Annotated in this window: 26 protein-coding genes; 2 read left to right on the plus strand and 24 right to left on the minus strand. The window is 43.9% G+C overall.

Going from position 1 to position 26,408, the window contains the following annotated elements; genetic code table 11:
- Nucleotides 1–99 precede the first annotated feature (99 nt).
- Complete coding sequence (gene rpoN, locus NST01_RS16085) at nt 100–1,398, minus strand: RNA polymerase factor sigma-54 (RefSeq protein WP_203085409.1); 1,299 nt, start codon at nt 1,396–1,398, stop codon at nt 100–102.
- A 70-nt stretch (nt 1,399–1,468) separates the two neighbouring features.
- Here rpoN and yvfG point away from each other — a divergent pair, with 70 nt between their 5' ends.
- On the plus strand, nt 1,469–1,684 hold the full coding sequence (gene yvfG, locus NST01_RS16090) for a protein YvfG (protein WP_017359206.1): 216 nt from the start codon (nt 1,469–1,471) through the stop codon (nt 1,682–1,684).
- 24 nt (nt 1,685–1,708) lie between these two features.
- Here yvfG and NST01_RS16095 read toward each other — a convergent pair whose 3' ends face one another.
- From NST01_RS16095 to NST01_RS16185, 19 genes are all read right to left on the minus strand, one after another.
- On the minus strand, nt 1,709–3,034 hold the full coding sequence (locus tag NST01_RS16095) for an MATE family efflux transporter (protein WP_144739577.1): 1,326 nt from the start codon (nt 3,032–3,034) through the stop codon (nt 1,709–1,711).
- Nucleotides 3,035–3,097: 63 nt separating this feature from the next.
- Entirely contained in the window at nt 3,098–3,913 is an 816-nt protein-coding gene (locus NST01_RS16100; RefSeq protein WP_144739579.1) for an ABC transporter ATP-binding protein, read from the minus strand.
- 13 nt (nt 3,914–3,926) lie between these two features.
- Nucleotides 3,927–4,742, minus strand: coding sequence for a nickel import ATP-binding protein NikD (gene nikD / locus NST01_RS16105; RefSeq protein ID WP_186365168.1), 816 nt, complete (start codon nt 4,740–4,742; stop codon nt 3,927–3,929).
- Between the two features lie 4 nt (nt 4,743–4,746).
- On the minus strand, nt 4,747–5,580 hold the full coding sequence (gene nikC / locus NST01_RS16110; protein WP_008347734.1) for a nickel ABC transporter permease subunit NikC: 834 nt from the start codon (nt 5,578–5,580) through the stop codon (nt 4,747–4,749).
- On the minus strand, nt 5,577–6,521 hold the full coding sequence (gene nikB, locus NST01_RS16115) for a nickel ABC transporter permease subunit NikB (RefSeq protein ID WP_048001972.1): 945 nt from the start codon (nt 6,519–6,521) through the stop codon (nt 5,577–5,579). The genes nikC and nikB overlap by 4 nt, the downstream gene beginning before the upstream one ends.
- A gap of 18 nt (nt 6,522–6,539) precedes the next feature.
- Nucleotides 6,540–8,159 (minus strand): nickel ABC transporter substrate-binding protein, encoded by a 1,620-nt coding sequence (nikA, locus tag NST01_RS16120; RefSeq protein ID WP_341042168.1) that lies wholly within the window; start codon nt 8,157–8,159, stop codon nt 6,540–6,542.
- Nucleotides 8,160–8,323: 164 nt separating this feature from the next.
- Nucleotides 8,324–9,487 carry a DegT/DnrJ/EryC1/StrS family aminotransferase gene (locus NST01_RS16125; protein ID WP_008347739.1) on the minus strand — a complete coding sequence of 388 codons (1,164 nt, stop codon included), beginning with the start codon at nt 9,485–9,487 and terminating at the stop codon, nt 8,324–8,326.
- Nucleotides 9,484–10,173, minus strand: coding sequence for an acetyltransferase (locus tag NST01_RS16130; RefSeq protein WP_017368086.1), 690 nt, complete (start codon nt 10,171–10,173; stop codon nt 9,484–9,486). Before NST01_RS16130 ends, NST01_RS16125 begins: the two co-directional genes overlap by 4 nt.
- Nucleotides 10,136–10,729: a sugar transferase gene (locus NST01_RS16135; RefSeq protein ID WP_050826619.1), complete on the minus strand. Its 594-nt coding sequence runs from the start codon at nt 10,727–10,729 to the stop codon at nt 10,136–10,138. The genes NST01_RS16130 and NST01_RS16135 overlap by 38 nt, the downstream gene beginning before the upstream one ends.
- Before the next feature lie 20 nt (nt 10,730–10,749).
- Nucleotides 10,750–12,279: an MATE family efflux transporter gene (locus NST01_RS16140; protein ID WP_282900213.1), complete on the minus strand. Its 1,530-nt coding sequence runs from the start codon at nt 12,277–12,279 to the stop codon at nt 10,750–10,752.
- Nucleotides 12,280–12,307: 28 nt separating this feature from the next.
- A complete protein-coding gene (locus tag NST01_RS16145; RefSeq protein ID WP_017359196.1) occupies nt 12,308–13,336 on the minus strand; it encodes a polysaccharide pyruvyl transferase family protein in 1,029 nt (342 codons plus the stop codon).
- Nucleotides 13,336–14,364, minus strand: a complete 1,029-nt coding sequence (locus NST01_RS16150) for a glycosyltransferase family 2 protein (RefSeq protein ID WP_056702821.1) — start codon at nt 14,362–14,364, stop codon at nt 13,336–13,338. The genes NST01_RS16145 and NST01_RS16150 overlap by 1 nt, the downstream gene beginning before the upstream one ends.
- Nucleotides 14,365–14,391: 27 nt before the next feature.
- Entirely contained in the window at nt 14,392–15,495 is a 1,104-nt protein-coding gene (locus NST01_RS16155; protein ID WP_341042169.1) for an EpsG family protein, read from the minus strand.
- 14 nt (nt 15,496–15,509) lie between these two features.
- A complete protein-coding gene (locus NST01_RS16160; RefSeq protein WP_144739585.1) occupies nt 15,510–16,640 on the minus strand; it encodes a glycosyltransferase family 1 protein in 1,131 nt (376 codons plus the stop codon).
- Nucleotides 16,633–17,472, minus strand: a complete 840-nt coding sequence (locus tag NST01_RS16165) for a glycosyltransferase family 2 protein (RefSeq protein WP_017368088.1) — start codon at nt 17,470–17,472, stop codon at nt 16,633–16,635. Before NST01_RS16165 ends, NST01_RS16160 begins: the two co-directional genes overlap by 8 nt.
- Before the next feature lie 2 nt (nt 17,473–17,474).
- On the minus strand, nt 17,475–18,614 hold the full coding sequence (locus NST01_RS16170; protein WP_144739587.1) for a glycosyltransferase family 4 protein: 1,140 nt from the start codon (nt 18,612–18,614) through the stop codon (nt 17,475–17,477).
- Nucleotides 18,580–20,454 (minus strand): polysaccharide biosynthesis protein, encoded by a 1,875-nt coding sequence (locus tag NST01_RS16175; protein ID WP_341042170.1) that lies wholly within the window; start codon nt 20,452–20,454, stop codon nt 18,580–18,582. Before NST01_RS16175 ends, NST01_RS16170 begins: the two co-directional genes overlap by 35 nt.
- A gap of 165 nt (nt 20,455–20,619) precedes the next feature.
- Nucleotides 20,620–21,303 (minus strand): CpsD/CapB family tyrosine-protein kinase, encoded by a 684-nt coding sequence (locus NST01_RS16180; RefSeq protein ID WP_008347761.1) that lies wholly within the window; start codon nt 21,301–21,303, stop codon nt 20,620–20,622.
- Nucleotides 21,293–22,024 (minus strand): YveK family protein, encoded by a 732-nt coding sequence (locus tag NST01_RS16185; protein WP_024719858.1) that lies wholly within the window; start codon nt 22,022–22,024, stop codon nt 21,293–21,295. The genes NST01_RS16180 and NST01_RS16185 overlap by 11 nt, the downstream gene beginning before the upstream one ends.
- Nucleotides 22,025–22,281: 257 nt before the next feature.
- Between NST01_RS16185 and slrR the strand changes: the two genes are divergently transcribed.
- A complete protein-coding gene (slrR, locus tag NST01_RS16190; RefSeq protein ID WP_007500131.1) occupies nt 22,282–22,752 on the plus strand; it encodes an HTH-type transcriptional regulator SlrR in 471 nt (156 codons plus the stop codon).
- Nucleotides 22,753–23,031: 279 nt separating this feature from the next.
- Here the strand turns inward: slrR and NST01_RS16195 are convergent, their stop codons facing one another.
- From NST01_RS16195 to NST01_RS16210, 4 genes are all read right to left on the minus strand, one after another.
- Complete coding sequence (locus NST01_RS16195) at nt 23,032–23,256, minus strand: phage holin (protein ID WP_341042171.1); 225 nt, start codon at nt 23,254–23,256, stop codon at nt 23,032–23,034.
- A 144-nt stretch (nt 23,257–23,400) separates the two neighbouring features.
- Nucleotides 23,401–24,297 carry an iron-hydroxamate ABC transporter substrate-binding protein gene (locus NST01_RS16200; RefSeq protein ID WP_007500130.1) on the minus strand — a complete coding sequence of 299 codons (897 nt, stop codon included), beginning with the start codon at nt 24,295–24,297 and terminating at the stop codon, nt 23,401–23,403.
- Between the two features lie 16 nt (nt 24,298–24,313).
- The gene (locus NST01_RS16205) at nt 24,314–25,315 is read right to left on the minus strand and encodes a FecCD family ABC transporter permease (protein WP_017368092.1); all 1,002 of its coding nucleotides are present in this window, start codon (nt 25,313–25,315) and stop codon (nt 24,314–24,316) included.
- Nucleotides 25,312–26,247: a FecCD family ABC transporter permease gene (locus NST01_RS16210; protein ID WP_341042577.1), complete on the minus strand. Its 936-nt coding sequence runs from the start codon at nt 26,245–26,247 to the stop codon at nt 25,312–25,314. The genes NST01_RS16205 and NST01_RS16210 overlap by 4 nt, the downstream gene beginning before the upstream one ends.
- Nucleotides 26,248–26,408 lie beyond the last annotated feature (161 nt).

Below are 26,408 nucleotides of genomic sequence, written 5' to 3' on the forward strand. Positions count from 1 at the left end.
CACACGTCTTCCCTTTTTTCAATTCTCAAGAAATCTTCTATCACTCTTCCACTCATCAAAAAAGAAGCACATGCCATTGTTTCTGGCATGTGCTTCTTTTTAATCATATCGCTTCCGCAGCGTGGAAGACGGAAGGTTCATTTGTTCACGATATTTGGCAATGGTTCTGCGAGAGACGCGGATACCAAAGGTTTGCTGAAGATGCGTCATGATTTGCTGATCCGAATACGGTTTTTTCTTATTTTCTGATTGAATCAGCTCCGCAATGTGGGTCTTCACTGTGTAGCTGGATGCTTCTTCGAGCGAATGCCCTTCTAGTTTCGCTTGGAAAAACTGTTTCATTTCCATTAATCCGTAAGGGGTCTGCACCATTTTCCCTTTGACTGTTCGACTCACTGTCGACTCATGCACTTGTAATATATCTGCAATCCGCTTCATCGTAAGCGGTTTCATTTTATGCTTCCCTGTCAGGAAAAAATCAGTCTGTTGTAAGATAATCTCACGAACGACATTTGTCATCGTTTGTTTTCTCTGCTTCAGCGCTTGAACAAGCCAATTGTACTGCTGCTGCTTTTCCTTTAAATACGTGTATGCTTCATGCCGCTTTTGATCTTGAATCATGGCGAAATACCCTTCATTCATTTCAATGTCCGGAAAAGCACGCTGGTTCAGCTCGAATGTGATGTGACCTCCCGTAGCTGTAATCAACACATCTGGTTCTATATACACATCCTGGTCTTCATAAGAGAAATGAAGGCCTGGTCTTGGTTCGAGAAGCGACACCTCATCTTGTATGGCCTGCAAGGTTTTCAAAGGTATACCTGTTTTTGCCGCGATTTCCTTCCAAGCCTTCCTTGCGAAAAGAAAGAAATGCCCTTCGATGATCAGCTCTGCTTCATACCAGCGATCCTTTTTTCGTCTAAGCTGGAGCAGGATACATTCTTGCAATGATCTAGCGCCAATACCAGCAGGCTCTAATGATTGAAGCTGATGAAGAACAGCTTCTACTTCTTCTGCCGAAGCCTGTAAAACAGCGGCCATTTGGTCAACCGGTTCATTTAAATAGCCATTGGAATCAATGGACTCAATCATGAAGTGAAAAATCCTTTGATTCTTTTCACTTAAATTCAAATCAATGGCCTGTCTCTTTAAATACATTTGCAGGCTTTCTTTTTGATGCGTACGATACGGCTCTGTCATTCGATCTTGCGTTCTTTTATGATAAACTGGTTGATAGCTGTCCGTGTCTTTCCGCTCAATCAGAGGGTTCTCAAGCGCTAACTGATCAAGATACTCACCCAGCTCTGTACAATTCAGTTGCAGCAGCGTAATCGCCTGCCTGAGTTCTTGTGTGAGTACCTGCTTTAATACTAGTTCTTGTTGCAGTTTAAGGCTCATTGTCTCCCCTCCCTCTCATCATTTTACATGAAGATTGACGGACCGTATATACGAAATAGGAGTGATGTCCATGTCTGAACTTTTTTCTGTTCCATACTTTATTGATAACTTAAAACAGCACATTGCCATGAATCAACATGAAGACAAGATTCATGCCATGAACGCTTATTATCGTTCAGTGGTTTCTACACTTGTGCAGGACCAATTGACGAAAAATGCTGTTGTCTTGAAGCGAATTCAGCATCTCGATGAAGCGTACCAAAAGGTGAAAAAAGAAAGCGAATAAATGGACGAAAAACAGCACCCTTTGTCACGATTGCAAAGGGTGTTTATCATGTAGGAAAAGCTTTTGATCCAGCTTCGATTTGTACATCATCAAAAAGCCTGACCGCCCTACAGTATAAATGATAAAGGCAAACCATAGTCCGTGATTGTGCCATATCGGAATGACTGCCGCTTGAACAGCCACAAACAAAATCATCGCAAAGAGCATTGAATTCCTGACAGGAGCAATTTCTGTCGCACCTGTGAATACACCATAAATCACCAAGCCAAAGCAAGCAGCAAACGGATAAAGAACGAGCCAATCGGCATATTGCAGTGTCACATCAAGAAGCTGAGGTAAATTTGTAAACAGGCTCAAAATCGGAACTTTAAAGAAAAAGTAACCTGCCGCAATGACACATGCCATCACAACTGCCCATTGTCTCGAAAGGGTTAATGTTTTATCATAAAGCGCTCGGTCGTTCGCACCTACTGATCTACCGACAAGGATGCTGGATGCATTGGCAAATCCATCGAACAAATAGGCCATGATGTAGTGAATTTGAAATAAAATGGCATTCGCCGCCAATTGCTCCGTTCCGAAAGACGCTCCCTTTGCTGTAAACATGTTGATCACGACAAGCAGACAGATCGTTCGGATAAACAAGTCTTTATTCACATGAAACATTTTCTTTACTGCACGTGTGTCCATCACCTGCTGGATAGACGGCATCCGAAAACCGTTTGACGTATGCTTCAAGATGATCCAGGCCCCTAACACAAAAGCAGTGAGTTCAGAGATCAATGTCGCCGCTGCCACACCTTTGACGGCAAAAGAAAACGCATGAACTAAGATCAATGCCAAGATCATATTCATGACATTGATCAAAATTTGTAAAGAAAGGGCTTCTTTCATTTTTGCCATCCCCATCAGCCAGCCGAGTATGACGTAATTCATCAAGGTAAATGGCGCTCCCCAGATCCGAATATGAAAATAGTCCGCTGCATATTCGCGCACATCAGCAGCAGGAGAGATGATCCATAATGCGGATTGAATAATGGGCCATTGAAGAGCAATAAAACAAAGCCCCACGATAATAGCCAGCAAAAAAGGCCTTAGAAAAGCAAGAACACCCTGCTCCTCGTTCTGCGCTCCGTTTGCTTGGGCGGCAAAAGCAGATGTACTTACCCGTAAAAAGCCAAACAGCCAGTACAATGTACTAAAAATGAGACTGCCGACTGCGACGCCCCCTATATAAGCGGGGTTGGCAAGCTGGCCAACAACTGCTGTATCGACAGCTCCAAGTAATGGCGTGGTCATCGTTGAAATGGTTAAAGGGATCGCCAAAGCTAAATATGCACGATGGTTCACGATGCCACCTGCCTTTCATGAAAAATAGCCTCTCTTAAAAGAGGCATTGAGGGAATGAAAAAGTTAACGAACCGGCCTACCAATCGTTCGAGACAAAGGGTGGCTGGCGAGCGTTGCCTCCTTCATTTTCAGCACAGCTTCGTGCTCTGATATAAAGAAATCATCCTTCGATTGAAACTGAGCCACAAGCTCACCCTGATCAAGAATCGCTAATTGATCACTTAAATGATAGGCCGCTGTTAAATCATGTGTAATAAATAAGTATGCAAGCTTCAGCTCTTTCTTTAAATCGACTAACAAATCTAAAATGACTGCCTGCGTAACCATATCTAAGCTACTGACTGATTCATCCAGCACAATGAGCTTTGGCTGAAGCACCAGTGCTCTGGCGATGTTGATCCGCTGTAGCTGGCCACCGCTAAATTGGTATGGGTACTTGGACAAATCCTGCTCACTGAGCCCTACTCTTTCTAACCAGTGAATCAGTATATGCTGACGTTTTTTACAGTTCATTGGTTCATAGTTTTCAAGCGGCTCAGATAGAATTTGTTCCACTGTCCATCTTGGATTCACCGCTGAATATGAATCTTGAAATACCGCTTGTACATGTCGGCGGAAATGCTGATGTGTCCGCTGATCTGCACGAATGATATCCTGACCTTCAAACAGAACTTGTCCGCTACTCGGCTTCTCTAGTCCAAGGATGATGCGGCCGAGTGTACTTTTCCCTGCACCACTTTGACCTAATAACCCAAGACAAGTGCCTTCTTCAATGGTCAAATGAACGTTTTTCAGGACAGGGGTTCTCCCTTTTGTCCTCATCAGAAACGATCGGTTGCCATATGAATGACTCACTGCTTTCACTTCTATTAAATGCAACGGTCTTCTCACCTCAAATCGGGCAAACAGCTGGAATGGATGGACGAGCTGCTAAAAGTTTCTTTGTATAATCATGCTTTGGGTGTTCAAAAAGCTCAAGAACTTCAGCCTTTTCAACGATTTTTCCTTGTTTCATCACCACGACCTCGTCTGCCATTTCCGCAATCACACTAAGATCGTGGGTAATGAGCAAAGTCGCCGTTCCGTATTCATGACGAATTTGATTCAAGTGCTCAAGCACCAGCTTCTGATTGTGTACATCTAATGCGGTTGTCGGTTCATCTGCGATGATCAGAGGCGGATGCATACAGGCAGCCATAGCAATCATGACACGCTGGAGCATCCCCCCGCTTAATTCAAAAGGGTACTTACTCAGTAATTGATCTGGATGCGGCAGGTTCATTTTCTCTAAGGCTTTCATTGCCTGGACCCGAGCCTGCCTTTTACTGACAGATGTATGCCGGCGGATTGTTTCAATCAATTGATGTCCAATTGTCCATACAGGCGTAAAGCTATTCATTGGATTTTGCATGATATATGAGAGATCTTTGCCACGAATAGACCGCATATGCTGTTCACTCAAACCGATCAATTCTCGACCTTGTAGAGTGATACTGCCAGTCACTTCCGTTGTTTTTCGATCAAGCATGTTTAAGATCGACATACTTGTCACCGTTTTTCCGCATCCGCTCTCACCAATTAATCCAACAATTTGACCGTGCTTTACCTCAAATGCTATTTCCTGAACGAGAGAAATGGTTCCTTGCGGCGTTTTCGTATGCACATGCAGGTTCTCTATATTTAAAATAGACTCTTCCAACTGACTCATTCCTTTACACACGACGTTTGATGCCATATTTCTCTGAAAGGGCTTCTCCCAGTAAGTTGAATAGAATGACCACAGCCATAATCACAAGGCCCGGATAAAGCATCAGCTGAGGATTTGTTTGAATATAAGATTTTCCTTCATGGATCATCGCTCCCCATTCAGGCGTAGGGGGCTGAACCCCTAAGCCTAGAAAAGACATGGCTGAAATGTCCATAATCGCCCAGCCCATTTCAAGTGTGCCCACAACCGCAAGTGGCGGCAGTACATTCGGAATCATATGCTTTCTCATGATATTCCAATGGGAAGTACCGCTAATCTTCGCAGCTGCAATAAAGTTTTGTTCCTTTAAACTAAGGACCATCCCTCGAAAGACGCGGGCGTAATACACCCACTGCACAAGCATCAAAGCCAGCACCACTTGAGAAAGCCCTGGTCCAAAAATACCGACTAATCCGAGGATCAGCACCAAATTTGGAAATGCCATGACCCCGTCGCACAATCTCATCAAGACGTGATCGATCCAGCCGCCTTTATATCCAGAAATCAGCCCTACGATTAAACCGATAGATAGAGAGGAAACAAAGATTAACAACGCACATCCTAGTGAAATACGAGCACCATATAGAATACGAGATAAATTGCATCTTCCCAATTGGTCGGTGCCTAGAGGATACCCCCATGAAGAACCCTTTAGCTTCATTGCAAGATTAACCGCCGCCGGGTCATGCGGAGCGATCCATGGTGCACATATCGTCACAATGAGCAGGAGACCGAGCAGCACCACACAGATCGAGATCATCTTTTGATGATAGAAGAGGTGTTTTACTTTTGTCATCATGGCTGGCGGCCTTCCTTTCTAGAAATACGGGGGTCAATGAGCAGCTGAAGAAGATCCACTATCAAACTGCTTAAGATAAAGATACACGCCGCCATCAACACATAAAATTGAATGACCGGCAGATCCCGGTTAAAGATCGCTTCTATAAAAAATCGTCCAAATCCAGGCCATGAAAAAACAGCCTCTACAATAATAGTCCCTGTGAGCAGCTTGCCAAGATTCACGCCAAGTCCTGTCAGCATCGGTGATATCGCCATTCTGAAGACATGTTTGAACATAATCGATTGTTCCTTTAGCCCTCTCATTCTCGCATATTGAACAAAAGGCTCGTGAAGCGTCTCACTCACACTCGCTCGCAATAATCTCGTATACATCGCAATTAACGGCACAGCCAGTGTAATGGATGGCAGTACAAGATGTTCCCATGTACCAACACCTTCAACAGGTAAAAGATCGAGTTTCACTGAAAAAAAGAAGATGAGCAAATATCCCAAAACAAAGGTCGGGATAGATGCTCCTAGGAAGGAAATCATCCGGCTCATATGATCTACAACGCCGTTTTTTCTCAATCCGCTGAAAAAGCCTAGTGGAATACTGACGCAAATTGCGATCAGCAGACTAGTGAACGCCAATTGAATCGTCGCAGGTATTCGATAGATCACCTCATCAAGCACAGGCTGATTGGTCATATACGACCGCCCAAAATCAAGACGGACGACTTTTTCAATCGTATGAAGGTACTGCATGTAAAAAGGTTCATCTAAACCAAATTCACTTCGTTTTTGCGCCAATACCTCATCAGTAGGCTGAATATGAGCCGCTGCTAAATATGCCTCCGCTGGATCAACTGGTGACAGATGAATCATGCCAGTTGTGAACAGTGTGGCTAGTAGAAATACAGGAATGATAGATAACATTCGTTTGATGATATAGCGGCTCATTTGCTTACCTTCCTTCTGTTACTTCAGCTTGATGCCTGTGAAAGGGTGTTCATCGCGATTCGCAGGGAAATCAAAGTCCTTCACATCTTTTTGATAAACAGCTGTCTTTTTAAAATAAGAGATTGGCACAATCGCCCCTTGATCTTGCAAGGAAGATAAGACGGACGAATAAAGTACTTTGCGTTTGTTTTCATTTGTTGTTGATGGAATCTCCGTCATTTCTTTGATCAGCTTATCTTTATTCGGATACGCTGAGATCGCCTCTTTGAATCCAAAACCATCTGATGAGACAACGTTCATAAATGTATGCGGATCATACGGCGCTCCGTAATTGCTAAAGAAGTTCATATCAAATTTGTTCGCTTTAAACCGCTGAACCTGCGTCGCCAGCTCGACACCTTCAAGTTTGACACCAACGCCAATGGCTGCCCATTCTGCCTGCAGTGTTTCAGCCATTGTTTTTTGAATCGATTCTGCTGAGTCATACATCATACTAAACTCAAGCGTTTTTCCGTCTTTTTCCCGTATGGTTTTTCCTTTTGGAAGCGTCCAGCCCGCTTCATCCAGTAAAGCCTTCGCTTTGTCCACATCATACTGGAAAGATTTCACCCGGATGCCTGACGTATATGGCATGTTTGTCGGCAAGATGTGATCTGCTACATCCTCTAAGCCAGAGGTCACACCTTCCACCAATGATGTTTTATTGATCGCATACTGAAGGGCGTGACGCACTTTCTCATCTGACAGCTGATCGACTTTTGTGTTCATGACAAGCTGCCTTGTGGCTACAGGCTCTGACATCTTCGTTTCATACTTGCCGCTCGCCTCTAGTTGTTTAAAAGCATCAAGGCTAATCGTTCCTTCTCCGTAAAGTAGATCTACATCGCCTTTTTCAAATGCCATCACTCTTGTTTCGGCATCTGGAATGACCTTCACTTTGATTTCTTTGACCTTTGGTTTCTCTCCCCAGTAGTGGTCATTTCGTTCAAAAATCGCGTAATCATCTTTTTTGTACGTCTTTAATACCCAAGGGCCTGTCCCCACTGGTTTTTCGATTCCTTTTGACGTATCTCCGTTTTTCGGAAAACCTGCTTCGCCTAGGAAACGTACGGGGCGCACAACAGCTAACTCTTGAACAGTTGGATAATAAGGCTCAGTTAATGTGAGTTTAAACGTTTGCTTGTCCACTGCTTCTGTCTTTTTAATTTTCTTTATGACACCTAACCAGCTATGTACTTCTTTGTTTTTTAAAATCGTATCAAAATTCTTTTTCACAATGTTCGCATTAAATTTAGATCCGTCTGAGAACGTGACATTGTCTCTAAGATGGAACGTATACACCTTGCCATCCTTGGAAACATCCCATGATTTTGCTAATTCAGGTTTAAGTTTTCCATTTTTTTGATAGCTCACCAATGGTTCGTAAATCATGGATTGGGCAAACAATTGTGATGGATTGTATATGTGTGGATTCATTTCGCCAATATCTCTTGGCCATGCCATGGTGATCATATCAGGATGATCCTTGTCTCCACCTGCTCCATTATTTGCTTGAGAACAGCCTACTAGTAAGAAGATCAGTAGGATAGGTAATATTTTATTTATTTTAATTTTCGGAAAATTACTCCAAATAGACATAAGTTACTCCTCCTAATTGATGCTGATAATCATTTTCATTTTAAGGAGGAAGGACTCTGTTGTCAATATCATATTTGAAACGAAATGACAATATATATTCCTTATTATTCCACAAATTAAGGGATTTGTTAAAAAGAGAGGCAGGCTGCTGATGAACGAGCAGCCTATGAGGAGGGTAATGCTTTCTTTTGCAGGGCGTTGTACAGTGTATCAATGACAAGCTCCTGTTCCGCGTCTGTCATGCTTGTACCAGATGGCAGGCAAAGACCTGTCTCAAATAACAACTCAGATGCAGGGACTTCATCGGCTGTTGTATAAAAAGGATAACCATGAAAGAGCGGCTGCTGGTGCAGCGGCTTCCATACACGCCTTGCTTCGATCTGCTTTTGTTCTAAAGCATCTATCATCTCTACTGGAGACATCTGTGCATGATGATCAATGGTGAATGTGGTCAGCCAGCGGTTTGATGTGGTGTCTTGATATTCTGGCATAAATTGAAGGCCTTCAATATCGGCTAAAGCATCTTGATAACGCTCGAAAATGCGGCGTTTTTGCTGAACACGCTCCTCTAACACTTCCATTTGTGCAATTCCTACACCTGCGAGCAGGTTGCTCATCCGATAGTTATATCCCTCCTCTTGATGTTCATAGTGTAGGGCATGTTCTCTCGCCTGTGACGCGAGAAATCGGCATCGGTCGATGGCTGCTTCATCATCACTGACAAGCATTCCGCCTCCTGATGTTGTAATGATTTTATTTCCGTTAAAAGAGTAAACACCGAACCTGCCCATTGAACCGCTTTTTCTTCCTTTATATATACTGCCTAACGATTCAGCCGCATCTTCAATGATTGGCACATCATATGCCTCACACACTGCTATGATTTCATCCATTTTCGCACTTTGTCCGTATAAATGAACGACAATAACCGCACGGGGTCTTTTCCCAAGTCGTTTTGTTTCAGCAAAGGCTTTCTCTAACGCCAGCGGACACATATTCCAAGTCTCTTTTTCTGAATCAATAAAAACAGGCGTCGCTTGTTCATATAAAATAGGATTTGCACTGGCAACAAATGTGAGAGTGGAACAAAAGACCATATCTCCCTTTTGAACGCCAAGGAGTTTTAAGGCAAGGTGAATGGCTGCTGTTCCTGAAGATAATGCCGCTCCTCTCTTCACCCCTGCATAATCCGCGACCACTTGCTCAAATTCATTTACAAGCGGTCCTAATGGTGCAATCCAATTGCTCTTAAATGCCTCCTCTATTTTCATCTGTTCTTTTCCACTCATATGAGGAGGAGATAAGTAGATTCGTTTCCTGTCTCTCATGATTTCCCACCTTCTCTTCGATCTTTGATCTCAATTGCAGGAACGCCTACGGCGACTTTCTGATCATGTATATCTCGGGTCACTGCCGCTCCTGCGCCGATCACTGCCCAGCTTCCAATGGTTCTGCCAGGTATGACAGCAGCCCCAGCTCCAATATGAGCACCCTCTCGCACAGAGACACAGCCGGTGAGCACGGCTCCCGGGGATAGGTGCGTAAAGGATTCGAGAAAGCAATCATGCTCCACGATAGAACCGGTGTTGATAATGGCATGCTCACCAATTACTGCATCTGCTTGCACAACAGCCCTTGCCATCACAACCGTTCCCCGGCCAATCTTCGTTGACGAGCTCACAACTGCCTCTGGATGAATCAGTGTGGCAAATGCCCTCTCTTCAAATGCGAGACGTTCTTTGATCCTCTGTCTGATTTCATTTTGCCCAATGGCAATCAGCCATTGCATATCAGGTATTTCACATCTTACCTTTTGACTCATAGAAACCGGACCATACAGAATACCGGTTTGAGTGTCAGCTTCCTCAAATCGATCGTCTAATACAGCACACAATGAGTAATCAGGATGCAAAAAAATCAACTCCTGAATGACCTTGCTGTGTCCGCCAGCCCCTATTAAGCCAATGGACTGCTCTTTACGTATCGGTTCCTTTGAATTTTTCAGCTGTTGCATGATTTGGCTGCTGCACCCCTTCTGTTTTGATGACTTTCAACAAGGTCATCCATAAGATTTTCATATCGAGCCAAAACGATTGATGCTCTACATACCAGAGGTCATAGGTGAATTTCTCCTCCCAAGAGAGAGTATTTCTCCCATTCACCTGGGCCCATCCAGTGATACCAGGCTTCACAAGATGACGCTTCGCTTGCTCCTCTGTGTACATTTGTAAATACTCCATTAAAAGCGGTCTTGGTCCAACGAGACTGATTTCCCCTTTGAGTACATTGACAAGCTGCGGCAATTCATCAAGACTGAGCTTGCGAATAAAGGTGCCGGTTTTTGTTAATCGAAGATGGTCTGGAAGCAGTACGCCATGTTCATCGCGTTCCTCGGTCATCGTCCGAAATTTATAAAGCATAAACGGCTGTCCGTATAGACCAGGCCGCTCTTGTCGAAACACCACAGGAGCTCCGATTTTCCACCTAATGAGTCCATAGATGAGAAGGAAAAGGGGGCTGCCTGCGATGAGCAGGGTCAAAGCCACGACCACATCTATTATTCTTTTCATCACTGCTTCTCCTTTCCACACTAGCGGGAGACAGCCCGTTCAATAGCAGCTTGTTTCACCTTGCGCATGAGCTGTATCCGCTCTTGTTTTGTTCCTGCAAATTGATACAAATAGCCTAAGTAGAGAACGAAACATATTCCGCCAATACAAAATAGCTCCCACCATCTCGTCACATCATACACAGCCTGAATGCCGGCACAGATCCCCCATATGAACAAAGCCCCAAACAGCGGAACGACTGTATGTTTATAAAAGATGGTACTTTTCTGTTTCGTGATCTTGGCTGTATACAATGGGAGAAAGACGATATTTTTCATCAATAAAACAACGGCCCCTGCTGAGGCAATGCCATATAACCCAAGCTGAAGTAGGTGAGTCAGTCCATAGGCGAACAGGACATTGGAACCGCCTAATATGAGTGTCACAACCGCCGGCACTTTAAATCGGTTAAAGGCAGTCGGTACATAGGTCAGCGGTAAAAACATCAACGTGAAACACAAATAAGCCGCATGAATCATCAGCAGCCATTTCAGCTCCTCAAAGGCTGGTCCAAGCCATAACAGCATGAGCGGACCGGCAAGACCTCCTAACAGAGCCGCGGGGAATGCTACAAATAAACCACTCCATTTCATGGCATTGGCGGCGTATTGAATGAGCCCCTGCTCGTCTTGATTTGAATATAATTTTGTGATCGTTGGCGCAAACACAACCGCAAGTGTCCCTGCAAGGGTGCGCAATAATAATGGAAATTGTAAAATGGCGGCATACTGTCCAGTCGCTTCTGCCCCAATCAGTAAGTTGGTCATCAATAAATCGATTTGTAAAAACAACAAAATGCCCATTTGTTCAAATGAATGCCACACCCCTGATCGAACCAGCGTGAGACTTGAAGATAAAGAAACGTACCGCCACTTAAACGAAAACCAAGGAATGAGTTTCTTAAAATAATAGAGACCCATTCCCAAAGCGGCGAAACTCCCCATAACGGCTGCAAGCGGAATATGCCAAATAGCTGGTGTCGTCACGGTAAATAGCAGCACAATCACAAGCGCCCTGCCAAACATCTGAATGGCCTGTCCAACACTCGATACATATAATTTGTTCGCATAAAATGGTGCCGCCCCAATACCAGACATGACGAAATTGAGCATAAATAAAAGACCCCCTAACACAAAGGCGATCTGTGTATCTTTTGCAAGATGAGCAGGCACATGGAGCCAATCAACCAGCTGCTGAGACATGAATAGACAAAGTAAAAAAAGACAGATGGATAAAAAAAGAGAACTGACAAAATAGGAAGCGAGATAGCGCTGCGCTTGTTCCATCTCTCCTTTATGAGCGGCAACAGAAAAAAAACGCACCACCACAGCACTTAATGAAGCCGTAATGACCGATAAATAATTGATCATATTTTGCGTCAGATGAATCAGACCAAACGCTTCCACTCCAAGTGTATGAACAATGTAAGGCGTTAAACAAACAGACATCAGCATCATCAAGATAAACGTCATTACATTTGCACTGACATTGTAAAGAAACGCACGGTTCATGGTGATTTCACGCAGTGTTTAAGGGCCTTCATCCAGCTTCCTCTCCCTTTTGTCCGCTTGTTTTCATATGCTGATGAATGGCCTTTTTCACCGCTTCCTCCGTTGGTTCCTTCAAAAGGGTCATAAATGGCAAGTGCGCTACCCATTCATATCCTTCCATGACTTTATGATCAAACGACCTGATGACAACACACGGTGTATGTGTGATCGCACAAAAGATCATGCCATGCAGTCGATCTGTCACGACGACTTGTGCCTGTCTCAACTGCGTCCATAACGTAGATAATTCCTCTAAACGAGTCGTTCGATTCACTCGCTTCCCAATGGTTGTTGTGATAAAACCAACTTGATCATACGTTTCTTTGATATGCTCCTGCAGTTGTTCTCGTTTCTCTTTCGTGAGATATGCCTCCTTATCCTCACGCAGACAAAGCAGCACTCCTTTACGGGTTTGACTCTTTGATGTTTCGTCTAATGTCAGGACCATATCAGGCTGTTTCCACACCTCTTTATTAGGAAAATGCTGCTTCATCCATTGATAGGTGGTTTGATCTCTTGCCATCAAAAGAAGCCTCGGGTGTTGCTGATATGCTTGAATGGCGCGGCGTTCTTCTCTTTTCCCTCTCTTTGTTTCTGTAAAATGAGCAGTAGCGGGCAGCTGAATGACGGGATAGGACTTAAAGGCGTTCATGATAAATTGTCTTGTCCATTCTTCATATCGGTATAAATCGCCCATGTTGCCCCCGCCGATGATACAGACAATGTCCTCTGGGTGCCGCGCGTGCTTCAGCGGACGTGCTAGACGATACATCTCCTGCATGTCTACTTCTATGATTTGATAGTCTGGAAAATGCTTTTGTAAAAAACAGCAGCTCGCATAGGCAATCGCATGATCACCTAAGTTGTCATGTGCCGGTAGCAGCGTGAGAATGATCTTCTTCTGATGACGCAGCTCTGGCAGTCTTTGGCGGCTCAACCTATATTGAAGTGGATACTTGACCTTTAAGAGCAGCCACTCTGCGGCATGTGCTTTTAATTGCTGGAATGTCACACTCATCACCCCGATTTTCTCGTTTGATATTCAATCCATTTTTGATAGCTTGAAGCTGCGGCAGAGAGCGGATACACCCACTGCAGCCTAGCAAGGAATAAGATCATTCGCTTTCGCACAGTCAGCTTCGATGGTTCCACTTGTTTCACAGCCTTCTGAAAAGCTTCATGTGTCACCATTTCACGCATATGACCAAGCTTTTTTTGAAAGGACAGGGAATTTTGGCTCTTCCATTCATTGAGCATACAATGCAGCGTATGATTCACGATAAAAAAACAAAAAGCCTTCTCATATGGTGTCAGCTCATCATGCTCTTTTAAAAACAAACGCTGCGTGTCATAAAACGCCAGTCCATGCTGAAAATACTGCTTTTGATATCGCTGGACAATGGATGACAAATGAACCCGGTAATAATAAAGCGGCTCATGAACAAAGGCAATGACACGTGATAAAGAAAAACAGCGCAGCGTGACATATTGATCTTCAATATTCTCAAGCTCACCTCTCAACGGAAAACGGATATGATGCTTTTCGATAAATGCCCGCCGATACAGCTTATTCCATGAAAATCCCGTGATCTCACCATGTAATAACGATTCTATTAAACTTGTCTTATCGGCTTTCTGCTGAGCTAACAGCGTCGTCGGTATGATCCTTTTTGACTGTTCAAACTGAATCCAATATTCACTAACAACAAGATCGGCACCAGTGTTTTCGGCTTCTTGATATAAAGCCTCACAGTATTGAGGAGCGAGAACATCGTCTGAATCAACAAAGGCAAGATACGTTCCTGTTGCTTCTTCTATGCCCCTGTTCCTCACCGCTCCCAGCCCTTGATTGGTTTGGTGAATCACCCGAAATCGCTCATCACGCGCAGCAAACGCTTCAAGGATGTCTCCACTGTGATCGGTAGATCCATCGTTAATGAGGATGACCTCTATATCTGAAAAGCTTTGGTCTGCAATCGATTGAAGACACTGCTCCACATATTGACTAGTGTTATAGACTGCGACCAATAGACTGATAGCTGGCATGACAGCAAGCCCCACCTTTCTTCAAATCTACTTTGTAAAAATCGTTCGGTACGGTAAAACAGAAGAATCAAACGGCATCAGCATGATGCTGTACAAAATATAGCAAACCGCAATTCCGATATACATAAAGAAATTGGTTCGCTGATCAAAAATCCGTGTGAAATAAGGCAGTAAAATGAGCTGATACAGACCAAAGTAAATATGAAATCTTGCATAAATGACATCCTTCGTTGCAAGGATGCCAAACAAAAATCCAAGCAAGCAAAAATTTACAATATAATCACTCTCTGGCGTCAGCTCACGAAGTCGTTTTCGACAAAAGAACGCAAGCAATAACGGCAAGATCAAGACACCAATTTTCGTCACATTCATTCCATTCGTATTCGTTGTCAGCCACTCCTCGTAATGACCATAAGAACTCCCTTGCAGCATCACCACAAACACGGAGACAAAGCGGTCATACAGAGCGGTTAAGCCTAGAAAAATCATACATAACACAAACATCATCCAAGACCATGCCTTTGTTCTGACGATGAAATAGACTGGAATCATAATGAGTGCCGAGGAATGAAATAGCGCGCATACAAGCACGAGCGGAAAATACCATTTCCACTGACCTTTGATGACAAACCGGATGGCATAAAAAAGAATCGCCGCCACCATATACTGCCGCATGCCATTAAACGAAGCGTAATAATGAAATGTGCCGAGAAATAGTAGCATACTAAGCTCAAATGGCCGTCCATATCGCACAAGTGTTTTGATAATAAAAAAATAGGTGATGATCCCAACTGTGATATACATGATTTGCGGCTCATGTGACAGTTGATTGAGCATCCATAAGATCAATGTAAAGCCCGGATCAGTGGCGGCCTTGTCTACACCGAATCCGAAAATATGCCAAGGCTTGTCATAGTTGACGGAGAACTCATACATTTGTCCATAGGTGACGAAATCAGTTCCTACTTTGTAGCGTATGCCCGCCACAATACAAAGAAATAAAAATGGAAAAAACACCAGAAGCTTGTTCGGCCGCCAGCCGCTTTGTATGGTATCATCACGTCTGCCATAAAATGCGGCAAAGCTCGACCATAAATAGACCATGATCATGTTCACCAAATAAATCGCCATCTGCCAATCCTTCCTTACAATCCATACACATTCATCACACGGGTGATGTTCTGTTTCACATCAAATCCTCTAAGGCCAAGCTGAGAAATAATCGTCTCCTGAAGAGGAGGGTCTGCATGGTAGGCTTCTAGTATGGCTTTCATCCACTCATGTGCTGAATCTTGCAAGGATTTCCGTTTCACAAGCCCGCAGCCTAGATCGACTTCCTTTGTGATATGATCTGAAATCACACATGGGAGTCCAGATGCCTGCGCTTCCACTAATACGAGCGGAAGACCTTCAAACAAAGACGGCATCACAAACACATCAAATGCTTTCATATACTGCGGAACCTCTGAGACAACGCCCGTAAACACAATGTCTTCCATTAATCCTGCTTTCTCTGCATACGATTCAACCACTGCCCGGAGCGGCCCATCTCCTATGAGAACTAGCTGAAAGGAGACCCCTTGTTTTTTCAGTGTCTGCGCTAATTCGATGAAAAAAACATGGTTTTTCTGCTCATGAAATCGGCCAATATGTCCAATGATCAGTTTTCTCTCGTGAAGATGGAGGTCTTTTTTCATCTTCACCTTCGCTTCTGGCTCCAACTGAAAAAAAAGGTCCAAATCAATCCCATTTGGCAAAATGTCCACTCGTCCATCGTGCATTCTTTTTTGTCCAAATAAAAAGACACCGGCATCTTCACCGCATGCAACAAGCTTCGTAGAAAAGGCAAAGATCAGCTGACGAAATCCTTTGAGCATCAAATGATCCACCCGGCTAGGAGACTGTTTCCAAGCCGTATTATGTGAATGGCAAATGCGTATCTTCACACCTGCCAGTTTCGCAGCAAGGGCAGAAAAGCCCGTTTGAAAATCTGTATGTGCATGCACCGCCTGATAAGGTCCCGTTTGCTTAATCGTCTTCGTCAACGTTTTGACAAACGTCCATGGAGAGGACGCTCCAATACTTGGGACATAAAAAATCCGCCCGCCAAGCTGACGAATTTCCTCATCGTAATCACAGACATCCTCTCGGTGGGTAATGAAATCAAATTGAAGAACATTTCGGTCGATTGCACGATAGATGTTCATGATCATCGTTTCTGCACCGCCTCTGTTCATTCCGCCCACAACATGAAGTACACGCTTTGGCTCACTCATCCCGAATCGTCCTCCTTTTCACCATAGATCCTCCAAGTTTCCGCTGATGATAAAACCTCATGATCTTTGGTGACATACAGGCACGGATGACCGGCTTAAGCGCAAAGAGATAATCAAACGGCGACAATTTTAATTGCTTGCATGCTTTTAACACAAGCCAGGCATTGTCCATTGAGTATCGGAATTTCCGGCGCTGAAAGGCCGCTTCATCCTCCCTTACAAGGTATAAGGGCTCTTGCAGATTAAAGCCTTTTCTCCCCGCAGCAAAAAAACGAATCCACAGATCGATATCTTCCATCCGTCTGGTTGTTTTGACAGAACGATAGCCATTTAAAGCCTTGTAGGCAGACGCTCTCATCATAATCGTCCCATGACAAAAAGGCGTTCCTCTTGCTAGCACCCTTCGATCAGGCTCTGAGACAAGTGCTCGAACGCCCTTCGTCCCTGACTCATCAAACACCGTCATCGCCGTACCAACTACATCATATTCCGGATGTGCATCAAGGAAACGAACCTGTTTTTCTAATCGTGTAGACACCGATATATCGTCGCCATCCTGTCTTGCAATCAGTTCTCCATTCGTTTCAGTGAGACAACGATTTAAACTGGCGGCAAGTCTTTGATTGTGTTCATTTCGGATGAGGCGAATTCTATCGGGTTCACGCATGGTATAGTGCAGCACTTTTTCATAGGTGCCATCTGTTGATGCATCATCACATATGATGAGCTCCCAGTTTTCATAGGTTTGACGGAGAATCGATTCAATGCTTTCTTCTACTGTCTCTTGGCAATTGTAAACACCCATGATAATCGATACTTTCGGCTGACGCATGCTCACATCACCTTCTCTTTTTGATCCATATACGTTGTGTAAATTTCCTCCATAGCACTTATCGTCTGCTCCTGTGCAAATGCGTGAGCCATAGAACGTCCCGCTTTCCCCATTAGGTGAAGCTGGTCCTTTTTATGATAGAGCTGCTGTAAATAAACGGCTAAACCATTCACATCATGCGGTTTGACTAAAAAGCCGTTCACTCCATGTTTGACGAGCTCACAATGCCCTCTATTTTCTGTTGCAATCACCGGCTTTTCAGCAGACATCGCTTCAAGAAGATTCATCCCAAGTCCTTCTCTCAAGCTGGTTGATACACATACATCGCTCAGATGCATCCACTCTTCGATGTGTTTGCAAAATCCCGCAAACTGTACATGTTCCTCAAGATTCAGCTGACAGACCAGCTTTTCATAGGACGACCGACTTGTCCCTTCTCCAGCAAATACTATTTTCACATGTGGTATATTCCGATACACCTGCGCGCAAGCTTTGATGAGCATTCCTTGATTTTTATTGTCATTTAATTCACCAGCACACAGCACGATAAAATCTTGCGTGGTAAAACCATATGCTTTACGAAGGCGATCTTTTTCTTTGTCATCAACTGGTGCAAATCGCTTCATATCGACACCCATACCGGGAACATAATGCACAGCCGCCTTCTCTTTTGACAGACGATCGGCTCTTTCATAATCTTCTCCATTAATGGTGATGAGTGCATCTGTATATTGAACGAGCCATCTCTCAACTGGATAATAAAGCAGCCAATTTTGAAGCGGTGCCCCCTTCCAAAAGTGAAAGCCATGCGCTGTGTAAAGAACTTTCGTCCCTTTTTTGCGTGTTGTTTTCGCCGCTAACCTGCCAATGACACTCCCCATCGGTGTGTGACAATGGATGAACTGATAATGCTCTTTTTCTAACAGCTTTTTCAGCTCCACATAAGCAAGCCGGTTTTGCAAATGAAAAGGGGAACGCTGAATCGGAATGGAATGCGCTTGATCCACATACGGCAGCTCCAGCTGGCCATTTGCCGCTGTATGCACTTCCCATCCTTGTTCCTGAAACCACCTGAAATACGGGAGATGGAACGCCTTAAAATGATAATCAACCGTTGCGCAAAACAAGACTTTTTTCTTCATTGGCAAGTGGCTCCTCCTCTCGTTCCATCGGTTCAGGCAATACATCATGCGACTCAATGGCGGCAAACAAGGCCTGTCTTAATTGATCGTCACTCATCATATTAAATTCGTGAATAAAGCGGTTCAGCACATACGGATCTCCATCCAAGGCATGCCCGATATGGATTTTCGGGAAAATTTGCTCCTGTGCTTTTTCATGTTGGTTGAGTAACTCCTCGTACATTTTCTCTCCGGGACGAATCCCCGTAAATGTGATGGGAATCTGGTCTGTGGTGTAGCCTGAGAGGTGAATGAGGTTTTCTGCGAGGTCGACAATTTTGACTGGCTCCCCCATGTCTAAAACAAAAATCTGCCTTCCTTCTGCTAGTGCACCAGCTTGAATAACAAGCCTTGATGCTTCTGGTATCGTCATAAAATATCTTGTCATGGCTGGGTGCGTGACAGTCACTGGCCCGCCTTTTTCAATTTGTTTTTTAAAGATCGGAATGACGCTCCCCCTGCTTCCGAGTACATTCCCAAACCGGACGGCGACAAATTTCGTTTCACTGCTTGCCCCCATTTGCATAATCACCATTTCAGCAAACCGCTTTGTCGCTCCCATCACATTGGCAGGGTTGACCGCTTTGTCAGATGAGATGAGGACAAATGTTTCAACTCCGTGCTCATGTGCAGCTTCTGCCACATTTTTTGTCCCGATAATATTGTTTTTCACCGCTTCTTTCGGGCTGATTTCCATGAGCGGGACATGTTTATGAGCGGCGGCATGATAAATCATATCCGGCTGAAAATGACCAACGATTTCACTCATTTTTTGTTTATCTTGAATATCCGCAATTTGTGGATATAGGCTAATGCTATCTCCATACAATTCTTTCAGCTCTAGTAAAATAGAATGAATGCTAAATTCTCCATGTCCCACAAGCACAATCGCCCGAGGGGCAAATACACAAATTTGACGACAGATTTCTGACCCGATAGACCCGCCAGCTCCTGTCACCATAATCGTTTTTCCTTTTAGGTGAACGGATAGACGGCTTGTATCTAATTGAATCGGCTCTCTTCCAAGCAAATCCTCTGGCTGTACATCCCGCAATTGATTCAGCGCATGGGTTCCTTTTAAAATCTGTTCCATTTCTGGCATAATCTGTGTTTTGATTCCAGTCGCCACACATTCTCTATACAGTCCTTTTAATGTGTGACTGCTTTTGGATGGAATGGCGATAATGATTTTTTGAATATCCATCATCACAACAGCCGTTTGAATATGTTCTTTTCCCCCAAGAACAGGCAGCCCCATAATTTCAAGCTTATGCTTTGTTTTGTCATCATCAATGAAAGCGACCGGCTCAATATGTACATCACTCGACTGCTGAAGCTGACGAACGATAATGGTTCCGGCTGATCCAGCGCCAATGATTAGTGCCCGCTCCTTTTCAACTTGATACCGCTTCGCACCATCATGAAACAGCCTGGATGCCATACGAGATGCACCGATGAATAACACATGGAAAAGCCAGACAATAAATAAAAAGCGAAATGGCCATGTCTGCACAAAAATGTACAGCATCGTCATGGAAAATAAAAATGAACACGCAAAGGTCTTCATTAAAGAAAATAGCTCTCTAACCCCTGTATAGGCCCATACTTGCTTGTACACGTGAAAAATATACGAAAACAAATGGTGCCCGATCAGTAGACTGAGCGAAGAAATGACGAGCATTTCAAATGTATATACGGTTAACGCTGCCTCTTGGACAAATTGAAAGCCAAAAAAGACGGCAACTAAAATGAGATATGAATCTAGTGCCACGATGATTGATAATCTTTGGGCGTAAGTCAACGCTCCTCCCCCTTTTTAAAGCATCACTATTCTTACATAAAATGGGCATCAAACCCGTCCTCACATCCCACTACCGATGACGAGCATCTAAGGCATATGTCATGCCCACAGCAGGATCGAGTGCCTCCGTTGTTAAAGATTAGGAGACATCACCTATCAATCTCTTTAATACATATAGTGCCTTCCCTTTTTCACTTTCTTGCCATTTAGCATCGCCCCAAGCAGTTTCCCTGTCGTACCCTCTAATACTTCTTTTGATTTCTTCACAGCGGCAATCTTCGTTTTACCGCTTAAAACAACAAGAATGCTTCCATCCGTCCGGTTCGCTAATATTTTTGCATCGGCTACAGGCAGAAGTGGTGTGGAATCAACAATCACCATGTCATACTGCTGTTCAATCTCGTAAAATAGCTGCTTCATCACAGAGGAGGAAAGCAGCTCAGCGGGATTTGGCGGAATGGTCCCACTCGGAAGCAGCTCTAAATGCTCAATCGGTGTAGGCAAAATGGCTTCCTCCAAACTGCAATTATTTAATAGCACATTGGTCAAACCGGTGTGCGGACTCAGATCAAAATATTCATGAATGGCTGGTTTACGTAAATCAGCATCCATGAGCAAAACCCGTTTTTTCTGCTGTGCAAAAACAGCTGCCAAGTTTGCAGCCGTAAATGATTTTCCTTCCTTCGGCAAGGAGGATGTGACCAATATCGACTTCAGCCTCGTTTGAATCGACGTGAATTCGATGTTCGTTCGGATCGTTCGGAATTGTTCCGCAATGACAGAGTGAGGATTTAATACAGAAATACAGGATAAATCTCTTTTTTCTCTTTTTTTCCTCTTAAAAATCAATGTTCTGTCCTCCCGTTATGACGGACTGCTTGTCTTTTTTTGCCCTCCTGTCTGCCTGCATCTGATAGACACTGCCGAGCGACGGCAATCCGATCTCTTCTCTTATTTGATGTGTTCGTTTCACCGTATCATCGAGTAAATTCATTAAGAAAATGAGTGTCATTCCCCCTAATACAGAGGCGCCTAGTGCCAGAACAATGTGAACGAATTTACGTGAGTTCATCAGTATCGTGTTGGACAGCTTGGCTTCAGACAAAACATTAATGCGATCCATATTCATGGTTTTTTTGATTTCTTCTTGCAGCACCTCTGTGGCTGTATTCGCAATGGCTACTGCCTTCGCTCGGTCCTCATCTTGTACAGAAATATTTATGACCTCTGACTCATTTTCTGTACTTGTGGCAATTTTGTGTTTTAATCCTTCAGCCGATTCTGTAAGATTGAGTGTTTCTTTTACTTTTTCAATAACGATTGGACTTTTTAATAGGACTTGAAAGGTACGTGTATATTGAAGGTTCATCTGAATATCGTTTAAATTCGCTTGTGCATCACTGCTTCGTTTATGAACAAGAATTTGAGTGGTTGCCTGATATACAGGAGTCGAGACATAGAACTGATAGTAGGCTGAAATGCCCGTTACGATCAGGACAATCAGGATCAGAAGGGCCATTTTCTCTTTTATGACAGAAAACAGCTGCTTAAAACCTATATTCTCATTCATAGATACCTCCCGATTTCATCATAAAAAGGTTATATATGGTTTCTTTTTGTTAATGATTGGATTATAAAAGATAATACCCGCAAAGAAAAATGTCATAATAGGTCTTATAGTTCTTTTTAAAGAACGAAATCGTTCGTTTTCTTTTGTTTACTTCCTGTTTCTTACGTTTTTGAATTTTATAAAGAACAATTTATTTCTTATAATGAACGAAAAGGTCGCAGAACGATTCGCCGGGGAGAAGGGAGATCATATATCGAATGATAGGAAAGGTGATACGCATTTACCGAAAGAGGAAAGGATACTCAATTCAGCAGTTGGCTGAAGATGCCCATGTCTCTAAATCGTATTTGAGTAAGATTGAGCGTGGTGTCCATCGTAATCCATCTGTCCAGTTTTTAAAAAAGGTATCCTCATCACTAGACATTGATTTACAAGAGCTGTTTGATGCAGAAACGATGATGTTTCATTACGCTGAGGGCGGTGAACAGGAGTGGCGGGATCATATCGTTCATGCCGTCCAATCCGGCATGCCTAAAGAAGAACTGTATCAGCTGCTCCAAACCTACAGAAAGGAGCAGGAAGGAAAGACGTTGCATGTCCATCATAGAAAGCTGACCGACTCAAATATGTCAGAATGGAAGCGTCTCATGAGTGAAGCAAAGGCCATTGGCTTAACCATCGAGGAAGTGAAAGCGTTTCTTACCAATATGGGAGAACACCGGGCGTAAGCCACTGAGATCAAACCAATTTGCGGGGAGAGGCGCTTGTCGCTTCGATGAAATAGAGCCTTTTATATGAAAAGGCTCTTTTCAGTTTATGGACAAAGGGCTAAAATGAACTTTATTTTAGCTCTTTGTCTTCTTTTCAGCGTGATAGCAGTCTAGGAAGGACAGCTACTTTTGCGGAGCGAATTTGACATTCGTGAGTACCCGCGCAGGACTGACACGGAATGCGAGGGTTTCTATACACGCTGAGAGCCCTTTTGCATGAAAAGGCTCTGTTTTCTATTATTCTTCTTTTTTCGTTCGTGCTTTTTTCGTAATATCATTGTTCTTCCAATAGCCCCATAGTGATGTGATGCCAAGAAAGACTAACGTAATGAATTGCTGCACACCTTCTTCATCAATTGGAATTGGGCTTTTCCCTGCAGCGGTGAGAGCGCTGTTCACAAGTGCCAATAAAAGCAGCACAAGCCTCGCTATAGTGCCTGCACTAATTTTTTGAACCTTCAATGTAACCCCTCCCCTTATCCTTTCATACGGGCGATACTGCTCGTTCCCTCTCATATGTATGCAAAAAGCGCATGAATAGAAGAATGAATCAAAAAAAGAGACATCATTCCTAGATACGGAATGATGCCTTGTTTTATGTGCTGTTTATTTAGAGAACATCTTTTTTGCTTCATCCATTGCCATTTTGTTGCCTAGAGCTGAATAATCTAGCCATGGCTGATCGGCAATCGGATACACTTGGTTTTTCTTTACGGCTTTTAGGCCTTTCCAAATCGGCGTCTGCTCTAACTGTTTGAATGCCTGCTGCGCCTTATCATCACGGTTCACGACAACAAAAATAGCATCTGCATCAAAGTCAGGAAGCACTTCTTGAGAAATGACTTCAAATGGACGTTTGCTGTCCAGTTTTTTCACACCATCTACAGGTGTCAGTCCTAAATCATCGTATAAAATTGGACCCATCGGACGTTTCATACTAAATACTCGAAGCTCTTTTGCTGTTACACGAATCGCCATCACTTTTCCATTTCCAATCTTTTTCTGGATGAGTGATTTGACTTCTTTTGCTTCTTGATTGTAGTCCTTAATATATTGATCGGCTTCTTTTTCTTTATTGACGAGCTTGCCGATTTTTTTCAAATGATCACGCCATGTGCCATCATTTAAATTAAACACTTCGGTTTTGGCGATTTTTTTGTATTTTGATAAGTCTTGTCCAGCCAGTTCTTCATCGACGTAAATGACATCTGGTTTTAAAGCAAGCAATGACTCCATATCAGGATCTGCTGCAATGCCTAGCTTTTTCGTCTGGCTAAGCTGCTTTTTCGCATGTGGAAGGAAATCTTTTAAGTCTCCCCCTACAACAGAGCCAGCAGGTTTTATCCCGAGTGCTAATAAGTCATTTGTTAAATGAATCGACAAGGACGCAATCTTAGGTGTTCCGTTTTCATCTTGATTTGTTGTCTTCTTTGTTTCCTGTTGACCACAAGCGGCAAGAATCAAGAAACAGAGCGTTAAACCAAACACAAGTACTTTTTTCATGATGAGTTCCTCTTTCTTATTTTGTTTTTGTTAGTAAATAGAGAAAATAAGGTGCTCCGATAAAAGCCACAACCACACCCGCTGGGATGGCATTTGGGGCAAATATGGAACGTCCGAGTGTATCAGCACTGACCAAAATCAACAATCCAAGCAAGGCGCTCACTGGTAAAAAATATTGGTGCAGTGAGCCGACAAGACGCCTCGCCAAATGAGGTGCAACAAGGCCAATAAAACCAATTCCGCCTGTCATCGATACACTTGCACTCGCTAGACCTACAGCTAAGGTGAGTAACAACAGACGTTTACGCTGTACACGTACTCCGACACTTGAGGCGACGGCATCACCTAACGTTAACGCATTGAGTGTGCTGGACTGCATGAGCGTAAGCGGGACAAGACATACGATCCAAGGCAGGAGCGCAAGTACATGAATCCAGTCTCTTCCCCATACATTTCCCACAAGCCACCTTGAAGCGAAGGTATATGTATCTTCATCCAGTTTCAATGACAAATATAACGTCAATGCACTAAACCCCGCAGCTACGGCAATTCCAACAAGAATCAGCCGGATAGGTACAAGCCCTTCATGCCTGTCGTACGCAAGAAGAACGATGACTGCCGCCGCAAGTAGGCCTCCACCAAACGTAAAGAGCGGAATGAGTAAAGATGGATTTCCTTCTAGTACGTGAAAATACGTCACAAAGATGATTAAGCCGAATGCGGCTCCTGCATTCAGACCGATAATCCCTGGATCGGCAAGTGGATTGCGGGATAAACTCTGCAAAATGCCACCTGCGATACCTAGACCTATTCCAGCTAGTATCGTCACGACGATTCGAGGGAGACGATAATCAAACAGCACCGTCTCACTTTGGAAATCTCCAAAGCCAAATAACGTTTTGACGACAACGAGAGGACTGAGTTTCAGCGTGCCGGTATTTAAACTATACAGCACGACAGCCGCACTCAGACAAAGCAAAACGGCTGTCACGACAAGAGCACGCCGTTTCTCTTTCATGACATGTTCCTCCCTTCTTTTCTGGCAATATATAAGAAGAAAGGAACACCAACAAGTGCCACCATGACGCCAATGGCAAGCTCTCTTGGCGGATTTACTGTCCGGCTGGCAAGATCAGCGAAGACGAGAAGTATTGCGCCTAAAATCGCTGACATCGGAATGACGAAACGATAATTGACCCCAACCAGCTTTCGTGCAATATGCGGAATGACAAGCCCGACAAACCCAATAGACCCAACCGCCGATACAGACACGCCTGCCAGCAGAACCGCAGCAGCCATACCTAGTATTCGCACTTGCCTGGTTTTCACCCCTAAATTCGCAGCTACATCTTCACCAAGTGATAATAACGAGAGGGATCGTCCTAATAACATCGCCCAAACGATGACAATGAGAATGACTGGAGCAAGGATCATCAGCTGCGGCCATTTGACACCTGCCACACCCCCTGCATACCAAAAAGCCAGATCCTGACTGAGATCAAAGTAAATGGCGATACCCGAGCTTAGCGCATGCAGCAATGCGGCAACAACAGCTCCAGCTACAGTGAGCCGAAGTGGGGTCAGCACGCCGCCAGCCGCCCCAATGGCAAAGATCAGCAGTGTACTGAGAACGGCACCAAAAAAAGAAAATAACATCAATGCCGAATAAGGCATTCCTGGAAAAAAAGCAAAACAGAGAGCGACTACAAACATCGCACCGCCGTTAATGCCTAATATCCCCGCATCTGCCAGCGGATTTCTTGTAATGCCTTGCATGAGCGCACCTGCCACAGCAAACGCCGCTCCAACAAGCGCCGCTCCTAGCACACGAGGAAGCCTTAATTCATGAATGATCTGCTGCTCTGTCACATGAGACTGATAGTCAAACACAGCTGTCCAGACCGTTTGCAAAGACAATGACTTTGCACCGTATGAAACAGCCAAAAACATAGCTGCCAATAAACCAATGACCGCGAGAAAAAACAATAAAAAGAACAAAATAGGTGATGATCGTTTTTGTTGAGATGTTCGCTTATCCGGCAAAATCGGTGTCATCCTTTTCTTCATTAAAAGTCAGTTTGAAAATGAGAATCATAATCATCAAAATTATA

The sequence above is a fragment of the Bacillus sp. FSL R7-0166 genome, from assembly GCF_038008935.1.
GTDB classification, from domain to species: domain Bacteria; phylum Bacillota; class Bacilli; order Bacillales; family Bacillaceae; genus Bacillus; species Bacillus altitudinis.